The sequence below is a fragment of the Salipiger sp. HF18 genome (assembly GCF_011806505.1).
GTDB lineage: Bacteria > Pseudomonadota > Alphaproteobacteria > Rhodobacterales > Rhodobacteraceae > Salipiger > Salipiger thiooxidans.
Genome location: NZ_JAATOS010000095.1, coordinates 1 through 12,654, shown reverse-complemented (window position 1 = coordinate 12,654; position 12,654 = coordinate 1). Strand labels below are relative to the sequence as shown.

9 protein-coding genes are annotated in these 12,654 nt (G+C 56.3%); 4 read left to right on the top strand and 5 right to left on the bottom strand.

Features of this window, described 5'->3' with window-relative positions; genetic code table 11:
• Positions 1 to 73 precede the first annotated feature (73 nt).
• Positions 74 to 847 carry a hypothetical protein gene (locus tag HC022_RS10740; RefSeq protein WP_217703953.1) on the bottom strand — a complete coding sequence of 258 codons (774 nt, stop codon included), beginning with the start codon at positions 845 to 847 and terminating at the stop codon, positions 74 to 76.
• Positions 844 to 2,568: a hypothetical protein gene (locus HC022_RS10735; RefSeq protein WP_167452420.1), complete on the bottom strand. Its 1,725-nt coding sequence runs from the start codon at positions 2,566 to 2,568 to the stop codon at positions 844 to 846. Before HC022_RS10735 ends, HC022_RS10740 begins: the two co-directional genes overlap by 4 nt.
• 1,687 nt (positions 2,569 to 4,255) lie before the next feature.
• Between HC022_RS10735 and HC022_RS10730 the strand changes: the two genes are divergently transcribed.
• From HC022_RS10730 to HC022_RS10720, 3 genes are read left to right on the top strand one after another with little or no spacing between them, the layout of a single operon-like run.
• Entirely contained in the window at positions 4,256 to 5,167 is a 912-nt protein-coding gene (locus tag HC022_RS10730; RefSeq protein WP_167452419.1) for a hypothetical protein, read from the top strand.
• Positions 5,164 to 5,790, top strand: a complete 627-nt coding sequence (locus HC022_RS10725) for a hypothetical protein (RefSeq protein WP_167452418.1) — start codon at positions 5,164 to 5,166, stop codon at positions 5,788 to 5,790. The genes HC022_RS10730 and HC022_RS10725 overlap by 4 nt, the downstream gene beginning before the upstream one ends.
• A 32-nt stretch (positions 5,791 to 5,822) precedes the next feature.
• Entirely contained in the window at positions 5,823 to 8,195 is a 2,373-nt protein-coding gene (locus tag HC022_RS10720) for a type I restriction enzyme HsdR N-terminal domain-containing protein (RefSeq protein WP_167452417.1), read from the top strand.
• 312 nt (positions 8,196 to 8,507) lie between these two features.
• Here HC022_RS10720 and HC022_RS10715 read toward each other — a convergent pair whose 3' ends face one another.
• Both HC022_RS10715 and HC022_RS10710 read right to left on the bottom strand, forming a co-directional pair.
• Complete coding sequence (locus HC022_RS10715) at positions 8,508 to 9,818, bottom strand: hypothetical protein (RefSeq protein ID WP_167452416.1); 1,311 nt, start codon at positions 9,816 to 9,818, stop codon at positions 8,508 to 8,510.
• Between the two features lie 228 nt (positions 9,819 to 10,046).
• Complete coding sequence (locus HC022_RS10710) at positions 10,047 to 10,280, bottom strand: helix-turn-helix domain-containing protein (protein WP_167452415.1); 234 nt, start codon at positions 10,278 to 10,280, stop codon at positions 10,047 to 10,049.
• 321 nt (positions 10,281 to 10,601) lie between these two features.
• Between HC022_RS10710 and HC022_RS10705 the strand changes: the two genes are divergently transcribed.
• A complete protein-coding gene (locus HC022_RS10705) occupies positions 10,602 to 11,156 on the top strand; it encodes a metallophosphoesterase (protein WP_167452414.1) in 555 nt (184 codons plus the stop codon).
• 336 nt (positions 11,157 to 11,492) lie between these two features.
• Here the strand turns inward: HC022_RS10705 and HC022_RS10700 are convergent.
• The coding region (locus HC022_RS10700) for an SAVED domain-containing protein (protein WP_217703952.1) at positions 11,493 to 12,654 on the bottom strand (1,162 nt) is incomplete at its 5' end.

Sequence of the window (12,654 nt, the reverse complement as noted above, 5' to 3'; positions counted from 1 at the left end):
CACCGCGCATGTCTGTCTCCGCCGTTGATCCGCGGCAGATGAATCATGTTCCGCAACCGGCGTCGAGGCCCGACTATCTCAGCACCCTGTTAGTCCTAACCGCATTCCAGCAGAAGAGTAAGCCGAGCTCTGAAACTCTATAGGTGCTCTCCAAGTTGTCAGCTTCAACGGCCCATGCTGTGACCGCGTGTAGACAGATGTATGCTTGTCGAAGCCTCAACAGTTTAGCTTTCTGCTCTACTTGCCCTTCCAACAACAAATCACTTAAAAACGCTCGAGTGTAATCGTAACAAGCAGCAGGTTCGTTCACCATTGCGATGGCCTTCTGGAAGTTGCGCCGAGTCTCTTCTTCCAGCAATTCCCGTGCCAATAAACTGCGCATCATAAGTTCTGCTAGGCGATCCCCATCCCACAACTTGTATGCGATGCCGTCAGTAGTGTTCGCCTCAGTGAACCCAGCCCAGTTCATTAAAACTGTTTCCTCAAGCTCCCCACCACAACATAGGCAGATCTTCACGGGGAGTTCAGAATTATCTTTGGAAACATTACTCCTCAAATATACTTCACGAGCTTCGTTTGATTCCGCACGGACGGCCTGAGCCCCTCCGTCCCAATCATTTCGCCTAACGTTGCCTGCCTTGACAACGAACAAATAGAGATAGCTTTGTTCATCCTCACCTTTGATTTTCCCAACCGCAGCAATATCGACGCCATTTTGCCTTGTTCCGACCATCGGCGTGTTAAGTACACGGAGCCCAATTTCTGAAAGCAAGTTTGGCAAAACGGATTTATCAAGGTCGCCGCGCTCCCTTAGGGATGCAAGATATTCCTTCAAAATTATTTTCATCGTGAGGTCCGTTTCTCCAGACGGAAAACTGTCAAGGTCTCATGGAATCCCACCGGATCAACGACAGAAAGCCGCGGCAGCTCAGTGCTATATGAAAATTCAGCAAGAGGCGTGATACTTGGAGTTTTCTTGTCATCTGCGCTATATATCATCGTGAAGCTCTTTTTTCCGTAGAGTAGCGTCGAGTGGCTAACGAGGTCGGCAAATATGGACCGTTTGCGGGCCTGCTTCTGGATATCTCTATTGCGCTCATGATCCTTAGCTGCCGCTGCACGACGCTGCGCGTTGGTTGGTTGAAGCTCAACGAGGCCGCTCGTTTGCTCAAGACCCTCTATGTACGTATTGTGCCTGGCAAGCAGTCTTTGAGCGCATTGAGCGATCCGTTTCGAAGGGCTGCTGCGTTGAGTGACCAAAAAATCACGCAGTTCGCCCCCATAGCTCAGCAAAAGTGGGTCAAACAGAAGTTCTTCCACTTCTTTTCTCGCGGCCTGCTTCCCATGTTTTACGACACTCAGCAGGATCGACGCTGCCGTAACCTCATGGAGCCAAAGATGCCCGATGCACTTCCTCGCCATAAAAATTTGGTCCGAAGCATCAGTTGGCATATCAACCTTCGCAAGTTCAACGAGCTTGCCTTTCTCCCCACCTTCTCCGACCATATCGGCAATGAACGAACATAGCGCGAATTGACCGCCTGTTAACCATCTTGAAAATAGCTTTGAGGCATTTCTTTGATCCTCCCAAATCCAGCGGCAGAACCGGTAGTATTCTCTTGCTTCAGGTGGCTTCGGTAGTCTTGGAATTTGATTTGCGAAGACGTCAACAACTTCCTCAAATGACCACCTGAAGTCCTTTGCATGTAAAGCGTGGTCCAAATGATTTAGGATCGCCACTGCGGCGGCAGCTTCCGATTTTGCAGCTTCTAAGATGAGAGTGATGCTGTTCGAAACTAGGCCTTTTGGGTAATAAAACAGCATCGCCGCAAGTAGGGTAAGTTCTATGGCCTCATCAGCACTGACAACGTGCGATATGAAATCTGCCTGAAGGTAGGGCTCCGATTGGCCCAGTTTCTCCCACGTCTTGAAGGCGGCCTCAATGGCTGATGATCGCACATCCTGATCTGTCTCTCCGGTCAAAACTGTGAAACACTCATCTATCAGACGTTTTTTGTTTTCTGGCTCTTTCAAATCGAGTCTCCCAAGCGAACGCAGCCCAACTGCAACCACTGCTTTGTCTGAATGCCCTAAAAGTTCATATGCGATTTCTAGGTCACCAAGGCCTTGGACCGCAAACACACAATACTCCAAACATAGCTGATAGAGAGACACGGCACCTGAAATAATCTGCTTGGCTTTCTCGGGGTTCGCCTTGCACCAGTTTACCAAAGAAAGGTTCGGCATCCCTGCCGCTCCATCTGCCCCAGCTTTCTTCACAAGTGTGTCAGTAAATTCCAAAATTTCTCGGTAGAAACATTCCAATCCAGGAATGGATTGATCCAAAGGATGAATGAGCATCCAAAAGTCACTGCGCTCAAGCTGCGTAATTGCCGTCAAATTTCTACCGCTGACTAACGAGATTCTTCCCAAGTTGTGCATCTCATACAGAATTGGCCCACATTCGATGCGCCTCACACGACTTTCCAATGAGAGAATGCAGTCAATCAGTTCCCCGTTCTGATCGGCGTTGGAGAGTGCTGTCTTTATGGAGGCTAGGTCTTTCACCAAAAGTCCCTCTATTTTAAAGTCTCTGGAGATTACCGCATAGGATGCACTCGTGGATTTGACTTCGCAATCCCGATAAAAGACCGCTTTTCGCGTTTCTATTTTTCGGTGAGCGCCCACAGCGAACTTCTGCTCCCCCCCCTCGCGTCGATTTTTCCGGCGCCTCAAGTCGAGCCCTATCGCCGTTCGCCACTCTCCGCCACATACGCAAACGGCCTCGGGTTACCCGAGGCCGCTTGCTCACCGTCCCAGCCAAGAACACCTTTTGAGACGGTTAGGTCATGTCGCGTGGCACGCCACATCTGACTGTGGCGCTCCATCGGACATCACCTATCAAAAACTCAAAAAATCTTTTCTTTTCAATAGCACTCGGATCCAACGATGCATCTTTTTGATACAAGTCTTCATAAAGAATGACCTACATCCAAAGATACGTAGTCTGACCGGAGAGCGGCCCCTCCTACCTTTCGCTGGGAGGCGACAGAACGCCCCGCGTTAGCCGGGGTAGTCATATCGGCTGCGCACCTTCCCGAGACCGGACATCCATCCCATCATGCAGCATGATCTGGCACGCCAAGGTCAGAAAAGCGCAGGCAGCGGGCGATCGGCATGTGTGACAATGAGTTGGGTTCAGATCAAGAAGAAGGTGGATCGTGCCGATCAGGAAGAGGCCTTAGCCAAACCTTACCCCCGAAAACTTAAACGTCGTGATTTTAGCCCAAATTGACATTGTCTAGCAGAGTTATCTTGACCATTCTCACATGAAGCGGTGAAGCACGGGACGGACGATTGCATGCCTAAAAGCTCTCGAGATTTTATCATTCGCAAGCCGCCTGAAGCCGACATCGGGCGCTGGCGCATCCGTTTCTCTCGTTCTGACCGGCTCGGGGCTGACCGGCATACACTCCTAAAGGTTACACATGATGGGCGCAGCGGCTATTTTGTGGGGTTAGGACACGAAGAGGGAGACGGAGTTGCTTTAGCTGACTACGATGTCCGTGAACACTTGGGCCTGGGCAAAGTGAACTCGAGTGCAAGACTGGACGTCGAATTAGTAACCGGTTGGCGTAGCTTGTGCTGGTACCTTCACCACAGAGACCCGTATGTATATGTGCCAGCGTGGGTTGCCGCCTGGTCGTTAATCATAGGCGTGATTGGAATTCTTTTAGGTCTCCTCGGTCTCTGGCAGTTTCTCAAAGATATGTTCTTCTGAACTGGGCGAGTAGGCTCGACCAAAGAGATCGATTAGAATTTTGCATCACTTAAACAGCTCGCTGTCTAAAAAAATTAGTATCGCCCACTCACCAAGGGAAGTAAGCGATGCAGCCAAAGGTAATGTCGTGTCTTTGCTTCTCGGCACCTCCGACCCAAAGTGGCCATCGGCTACGGGCGGCATGAACGGCAGCTACAGCTTGGGCGCAACGAGTTCTGCCCGCCCCCCATGCAACCCCAAAAGGGAAACTTTCTGCCAGCACTGTAGTAGATTGCGATGTCCACTGTGAAGGCGTGCGGAGTATCGATTGCCACTAAGTCCCAAGTCTCGCGCATGTCATAAAGACGTTCGTCTTGCGAAGAAATTCAGCAGCGGCTTGATCGACACTTTATGAGCACACCATATACGGACAACTGCGTCACGATATAATATACAGGCTGGGTAAAGGCGGCGCGTTTCTTTGAGGGGAACAGTTTGAATACAGATTACTTCACGGACCGCGAATATGGCACGCGTCCGGCGATATCGGAAACTATCAATATACGGGCTTGGGGCGCCCTCTATCCGCTTGTAGGTTTGCGCATCGGAAATGGTGCCTTTGGCTTTCGGTTCGCCGAGCAGTGTCCGGACGGAAGGGGGGCTTGCGGCTGCGACCAGCAGGCTTTTGGACAATTCCTCCAAGCCGAAGTCCCGTGGCTCGAGTGGCCGCTACGATGCGACAAGCTCCCCGAGACACCGGTTGTGTTGGACTTACTAGAGTTCTGCGCCAAGGCGGTTGGCGAACCCATCTCCGTTAGCTACCACTCCTACTATGACCATCATCACTTGAAATGGGAAAGAGCCGCTGGACTCGCTTCCTTCGTCGCGGACGTCAACCTCCTGCTCCAGCGAAATGGGATCGCCTTCAAGCTCGATGATGACGGCCGCGCGCAGCAAATTCTACCGCAACCGGTCGCACAAGCGCTCGGCTGGAAGATGTTCAATACAGGTGACACGGAGCTTGATCGCCTGCTGGAATACGCTCGCTCGCGTTTCCTTGCCCCAAAGCTCGAAGATCGCCGGGATGCGACCGAAAAGCTATGGGATGCCTTCGAACGCATGAAGACGCTCGAACCAGGCTCGGATAAGCGCGCGCAGGCTGATGCGCTGCTGGATTGCGCCGCTGCTCCCGGAACGAAAATGCGCGCTGCGCTCGCTGACGAGGCGAAGTCGCTCACCTCTATCGGCAATAGCCTGCGAATTCGCCATTCTGAGGTGACGCAGGAAATGATCGATCGGTCGGAGCAGCTGGACTGGCTCTTTGTACGCATGTTCGGCTTCTTGCGGCTGCTCTTGCTTTCGTCCGGGCGGAGCAACAATCCAACTCCCACGGGAGGCAGTGAATGAGCAATGATGTCACGAAGGCGGATGTAGGCGTCGTGGTTGGAACCGTCACCGCCATCCTCGGAGTCCTCGCTGACCTGAAGTTCGACAGTTCGATTACCACTGCGTTGACCGCGGCGGGCGTCATCGCGACCGCACTGGCGAGCTATTTCAAGTCGCGCAGCGCGGCCAAAAGTGCTCAGCAAAGCGCGCGCGAGGTGGCCAATATCGCGGCCATGGCTTCGGTCGATAACACCGCCAAGACGGTTTTGGTGCAAACGGTCACTGCAGAGCGGGCAAAATGGCGGGCCGAAATGCGGAACCAAACCGAACAGCTGGTGGCGCTCCTGCGCTCCCATGGACGGTGCGGGGCCGGGGTCGACTGGGAGAAGTTCGACCGTCTACGGACCGGGATCAGGCTACGCCTCAACCCAACCGGTCGCGCTCCAGCGCCTGCCGCTGGTGACACGCACGAAGCCGATCGCGCGGTGCACGATGTGCTTGACGCCATAACGAACGCACGCAACTCAGAAACGCTTACGAATACCGAGTTGGCAGACCAACTCGAGGAACACATGGCCGCCCTTCTTAAGGGCGAGTGGGACAAGTCGAAGCGCGAAGCGGTGTCGGGAAAACTTGGCAGTTAGTAATGAGGCCAACGGGTCGGCGACGAGGTGTTATGAAGGTAACAAATGCAACGAAGAGCGAGACTGAGGCCCAGCTCGAAACCCGCGCGCGCGACGCGCTGCTGAAAGCACTACCGTGGCTCGACGGGAAGGAAATCGAACAGCAGACCAGCTTCACGATCCGCTTTGGCCACGCCGTCCTCCACGTGGATGGCAAGGAGCGCCAGCTTGTAACCGGGCGCGCGGACATCCTCGTGACAGTGCGCGGGGTTCACACTCTGGTTTTGGAGCTGAAGCGCCCTGGGCTCGGCATAAACGACGACGACGTTGAACAGGGCCTCTCCTACGCCCGCATCCTCCATCCCAGACCGCCGCTGGTGCTGGCAACGGACGGCACGGAGAGGCGTTTGGTCGAGACGCAAACTGGAATGGACTGGCGCCCTGCGTCTCAGGGTGAAGAAGCATTGAAGGCGCTCCTCGACAATGTTGCGCTCGTCGCAGCCGATGACATGAAACGCGCGACTTCGCGGCTCCTCGGGACCGACCCGAAGGCATGGATTGAGGCTGTCCGCGCGGTGAGCGACTACTTCATTGAGGAGCGGACGGGTGGCTGGACGACCCCGGAATTACCCTTCGTGAACGGCTTCCTCTTTTCGCGAAAAGCGGTGGCAGAAGCTGTCAAGGCGCTCAAGGACGGGAAGCGGCTGGTGTTCGTCGAGGGCGATCCCGTCAGCGGCAAGTCATCGGCGCTACGTGCGCTTGCAGAGCAGCTCAACGCCGGCGATAATTTTGCCGTGTTGACGCTCGACGCGGACAGCGGGATCGACCTGTTCAGCGCGCTGTCCGACATCCTGAGTTCGCAGCTCTTTTGGCCGATCACGCCCCATGAGGCGCGTCACTGGGTCCAGCAACTGTCGCGGACCGAGGGACCGCCCCTGGTGGTCGCGGTGGACGACTTCGGTGGCGCCCGCGGCAGATTTAGGCAGGACCTCGAGGCGCTGACGTCGCCGTTGTTCGGCGACAGGATACGCGTCGTCCTGGCGCTCGACACCGGTGCCGCGCACCGTCTGCTGACATCAAGCAACGGTAGGACCCCGTCGGCGCTGAAGCGCCGAGATCCAGAGCGCTTCTTTCTCGAGCCGCTCGACGACGATGAGTACGCGACTGCGCGCGATCACCTCAAGGAGCACGGAATATCGATCATGGCCGGCGGTGAGCGGTCGCGGGAATATCGTCTTCCCTGGGTTTTGCGCTCGATGGTGGGCTCGATTTTGGCAGGCCCGACCTTGGAACCTGGTACGGTGGCAATCCTCCCACCCATCCCAACGCTCCAACTCCTCAGTCAAGTGGAGCAGCGCTACCGCGACATGTTGGGTGCCGCTACAAACTACCGCGAGGTGGCTCAGGCGCTGGTCGAAGACCTGACCTCGGACGATTTTACATACGAGCTCCGCTTGCTATCGCTGGACACATATATCGTTCGAAAATCAGCGCTGCGAGAGCTGCTATCCGACGCCGATATTCGCGAACTGCTCGACGCAGGGCTGCTGCACGAGGGAAGGAGTGAGGAAGGCGAAGCGATCCTCTACCCTAAGCTACAGGACTTGCTCGCCTTGCACCTTGCCCAGATTTTCGCCAACCGCATCACCGAGAATGGGGACCTCGACGACGTCGCGAACGACCTCGCTGGACTGGCGTCAAGTGTACCACTCGGTCCCGTGATCGCGGCGTATTCGATCTTTTTGGCGGCAAAGACGCGCGGAACCTTGGACTACAAATTGATCGAGGCGTTGCGTTCCAGGGAACCGCGCCGCGAGAATGAGGCGTTGCCGCCGGGAAGGACTGTGACTGGCCTCGCCCCCGATGGGCATATGTTCGAGATGACTGGACTACCCGATGGACAGATTGAGCTGCGAGTCGGTGATGTCACCGATATCGTGGATGGAGAAGGCATTGGCTCTATCGTCGACATCGATCCATGGATGATCCTGTCCTATTTGGCCACTTGGCGGATAGCAGTCGATTCAAAAGACGAGGATCGATCGGCGCGCCTAGACGCCGTACTGATGTTACAGATCGGGAGCTATCCCGAGCCGCTTATCAAGCCGGGCAACGTCAGCGACATGGTTGAGACGCACTCGCTACCGGGGGGCGTCGAGGCGCTCCATTTCAACGGTATCTTTGAGCCCGTAACATACGCCATGCTCCTTTTCTTCACCAGGGAGCCGGAGCATGCGGCGACGTTCGTCGCAGCCGCGCGGGAAAAGGAAAGCCTACCGCTGATGCTCCGGATCGATGCCGCGCTGACCCAACTCGCCCATTTCAGTGGCGATGCGTCCGAGGTGGCGGCGGAGCTGCTCAGGGAGGTAGTTCGGCCCGCGGTCGAGGCGCTCCTCAAGTTCGGAGACGAGGCGGACGCCGGATGACGGTGGCTGATGCAGAGGTATTTTAGCGCGTTTTGCGGACGCCGCTTACTCGGGCGGCACGATATCATCACTAGAAGCACTGAAAAGGTTTACACCCGGCTGGAATGCGCACTAGGGTGGTCATCCGCGAACACAACAGAGAAGGCGTGACCCTACCCTGAGGTCCGCTTCAACTTTGAGGCGAGGATTTATTCGTACTCGGAGACAAGGTCTGGAAGCCACCCTTCGTGTCTAAGCTTGGCGTTATGCCACGTCTTGCGGAGTTGACGTAGACGGGCTGAGCACCCTTCATTCTATAGAGCAAACCCCGCATCACAGATCAGGCCAAGCGATGTCGTCGTGCTTGAGAGATCGCAATCGATTGCCTCGTTCCCGCCGACCCAACGGCACGTCATCGCGCAGAAATACACGCCCCCTAGCCGCTGGCGACAACGGAAGCGGCTTCAACCCGATTGCTTCGAGCTGATCACCGACACTCCGCGTGCCTTCCCCTTTGAATTCGGCAAGGTGCTTGCAGGGGACATATCGGTCCAGGAAACAATCGACGGATTCGTAGGTCACAACCTTGATCGACTTCCGTGAGTGCGGGTGCCGTGCCCGAACTTGCGTCAGGTGGCCCGCCTCCACCAAATACCGGACGGCGGATTCATTGATCCCCAGATAACGCGCGAGCGTGGACCGAAGGTACCCTTCTGGCTTGAGCAGACGCATCGCCTCGGCAACCTCTTGTGGGTCCAGCCGCACAGACAGGTAGCCACTTTCCTCAGATGACTTAGCGACAGTTTTCAGCGCCCCCTGCCGGATCAAGCGAACAACGTCAGCCGCGCCTGCGACGGCTTTCCGGCAGGTCGTCTGGATCCCAACCAGGCGCTCCGCACCACCATCACCTTCGGCCAGTTCGACGCGAGGTTCGATGCTGGAGAGGAATGCGTCAAGCTGGCCTTTGTCGTAATAGGGACGCCCAACGGGCGAACCGACAATCGGTGACAAGATACCGCCCGCAACGAGTGCATCGAACTGTGCCCTGGGAGCATTGACCCTCCTTTGCGCAGCAACCTGGCAAATGGCACCGGAAAAGCGCTCCACGATCGGCTTCAGCGCATGCGCGTTCAAGAGCGCGTCCTTGCCGACATCTCCATCAGAAGTCCGGAAACCGTTGGCCTGCAACAGCTCCAACGTTTGACGATATCCCAGACCCAGATCACGCCGCAGAGCTTCGACATTGTAGATGCGCCGAGCGGCACAAGGCTTGCCGAAGAGCATGTCCCCTTCACCGATGAGGTACGTCTGGGCCTTGGCGCGTGCCGCAGGTTTCACCTCGGCGGCGACTTTGGTGCCATCAGCGAAGGTATAAAGCTGGTCGATCACCTTACGTCTGGATCGCCCCTCTGCGTCGACGTACTCGATGGCTGAAGGTTGCTCTACCATGTCGGCGACGCGATAGCTGGCGGTGGTCGTGGCAAAAGCGTCGAACTCGCCAAGGCTGTCGAATTTCACTTTCTGACTCGCGCCACCATAAGGCCGGAAGGCACCTGTCTCTACATAGGTTCGCGCCTTGGAGCGTTCCGGAAGATTCCGCGTCGCACGGCTGGCCTGAGGGGCCACGAAGATTTCTTTTTCCATGTTTTTTCAGTGTGCGGGATCGCCCGTGGGTCATACTGACCACGGTGAACCACTCACGATCCTCTTGTCGAATGATGGAAGACGGCCGAGCACGACCGATCGGGTCAGGTGACCCGGCCGCCAGACTTGACTTTTGAGGGGAATCGAGAGACCTTCAGATTGTCGGCTACCAAGCGACATGAAGGCCCTTGAGAGTCCGCTCTCGGGGCTTTTATCTTTTCTAGGGCATCATTTCTGATCCTCCTTCATTCTTGCGACAGCTGCGGGCCAAAGATCGTTTGGGCGAAACCCAGTGCGCTCGGCGATTGCCGCTTCAATCTGCGGCGACCTCTTCCGACCAGCCAACACGTTCGATACCGCAGGTCGGCTGTATCCGATACTCTCAGCAAGCTCCGTGATCGTCGTCCCGGACATCCCGAGATGCAGCTTCACGATCTGCTGGCGCATTTTGTCTGCGTCCATATCTTACAGCCTTCAGTGGGAACGAACGTTTCTGATCAAGCCGGGTTCGCTTTCCCGACCTGAACCGATTCTAGGAAGCCTCCAGAGCAGCTTGCAAGGGGAATATGGGGCCCTTGTCTGCAGAAGTCTTAATTAGTCCTGACACTTAACCTACATTACCCTCGGAATGTCAGATGGCGATTTCACATTGGACATTGGCGGGGCAACGAAGGTTTAAAACGGCATCGGGAACCCCGCGCCACACCAAAAGAGGTGCTCGGATTTTGTGCAGTCACATGCCAATGTCTGGGACGGATTCAGACGAAAGCGGAGGGCATAAATTTGGCCAACTGGTATTCGGCCGACCTGCACTTCGGCCATCATCGCATCATCGACTTCTGTAAGCGCCCGTTTGCCTCGACAACCGAGATGAACGCCGCGTTGATCGCAAACTTCCAGGCCTGCGTCCGTCATGACGATGATCTGTGGATCCTGGGGGATTTCGCGTTCGGACGCGCCGAGGACATAGCCCAGTTCGAAAGCTGGTTTCATAGCCTCCCCGGGCGCAAGCACCTGATCATCGGCAACCACGATGATGAAGCGGTGATTTCGCTACCTTGGGCCAGCACCGAGTACATGGCAGAGATCAAGGACGGCGATCAAAGCCTCGTTCTGTGTCACTACCCGATGATCACATGGAATGGCGCTCGGCGGAGTGCTTTGCAGCTCTTCGGCCATGTTTACGACCAATGGCCCGGCTCCCGCAACAGCGTGAACGTCGGCGTCGACCAGTGGGGCTTCCGTCCCGTGCAGGTTTCCGACATCATAAATAGGGCTTCAAGACTGCCCTTGAACAAGCACTGGCATGATGTGGAGCACGGGAACGAACTATCTTGAAAACGTTTCTTCCGCTATGTGACCCCATGATCCAACTGCAGGCAGCACTCGGCGCTCGCACGACTTCTCTGCCGTTTGGGCCTTAAATATGTGTGCGCCTGTCGAGGCATTCAGATTAGCGGCTTAACCTGAAAAAAATTCCGCTGGGTCAGTACATTAGGGGCGGGAAGCGGATTTGTGGCAGCGCGGTACTGTCCGCGCCTAGCAACACCCGAAAGGGACCTTCAGTATCGTGAGGGGTCCGCACGGGAGTTTATTGCACGTAGCGTTCCTCGTTTGAGCCGATATGCTTTTCGACCAATTGTTCCCTGCGTGCTGCAAGACACGAGTAAATGGTCAGGTGATCGCGGCGGGAATTGGTATCGCGCCACTTCTGACGATTTGCGCGGCACTCTGCCCATGGGTCGGCATCTTCACCGCCCATGGAAATGGTGGCGATGCCGAGCGCTCGTACTGGTAGACCAGCACCTCGGGATGCAGCCTGTCATCAAGATGCCGACCGAGAGAAAATACGACACTATTAGGGGCCGCAATGAATAGGTGAATGCGCTTGACACCTTTCGCCATCAGATTACCCAACAGATCGGTGAAATCTAGCGACATGGCCGATTGTTTGTCAGCAGACCAGTGCGCCGTTGTGCTTAGACTTGGCAGAGCAAGGCGAATCAGCGGCACGTCACCGAGGGTCGCCCGGATACCATCCTCATCCGATGGGAAGGAAACAGCGACGGCCAATGCGACCTCCGTGGTTTTGTCTTGCAGCTCCTCAAGTCCGGCTACGGTGAAGCGATCTCCGTCATCCACACCATCGGGCTCACGCCACCTTTCTGCGAAACGATCCCAGTCCATCACAGTGAGGCCGGCTTCATTGCCAACCATCATACCGGTCAGAAACGTCAGCGGAACTGGGGCCATGCCGCCGTAGACCATCTTGACGTCGCCAGGACCCGCCGCCTCACGTTTCTGACGAAGCTGTTGCCGCAACCCGGCAATCTGCGAGAGTGCATCTTCGGGACTGCTGATCTGACTCGTGAAGGTCGACTGCCGGTGGTCAACTGGCAGGACATCTATACGACCTTTCAGGCGGTTCGGTACGGCAGAGGCAAGGGGGGTATCAATAGTCTGGTGCAGCCCACGGTGCTCTAGGACAACGACACTCTGCTTTCTGAGCTGCCGCCGGTCAGCGATGTGATCGATCACACCAAAGACACCCCCCGCAGCCGCGAGGAGAATGCCGAGGAAGACGGTGATCTGTGACCAGTGGACCGACGATCCGCCGCCATCCGCCTGCATAGCCAGCCGCACGACGCGGTCCGCATCGATCCAGGAAAGGTCACCGGCCAGCCCGCCGACGCCCAGCCCGGCGACGATCAATGTGCCACCCGCACGCAGCAATCTCGAAGGCCAAGACGGGGTCCGAAGATAGTGCCCCGCGGCGTGGTGTAGGAAGCCGCGAGCGTAGCTGATCGCGAGGCTGGCGGTCATCGTCGATCTTCGG

Coding starts and splice junctions, on each gene's coding strand:
- HC022_RS10710 (WP_167452415.1), bottom strand. CDS start 10,280: ATGGACGCAGACAAAATGCGCCAGCAGATCGTGAAGCTGCATCTCGGG.
- HC022_RS10715 (WP_167452416.1), bottom strand. CDS start 9,818: ATGGAAAAAGAAATCTTCGTGGCCCCTCAGGCCAGCCGTGCGACGCGG.
- HC022_RS10740 (WP_217703953.1), bottom strand. CDS start 847: ATGAAAATAATTTTGAAGGAATATCTTGCATCCCTAAGGGAGCGCGGC.
- HC022_RS10725 (WP_167452418.1), top strand. CDS start 5,164: ATGAGCAATGATGTCACGAAGGCGGATGTAGGCGTCGTGGTTGGAACC.
- HC022_RS10720 (WP_167452417.1), top strand. CDS start 5,823: ATGAAGGTAACAAATGCAACGAAGAGCGAGACTGAGGCCCAGCTCGAA.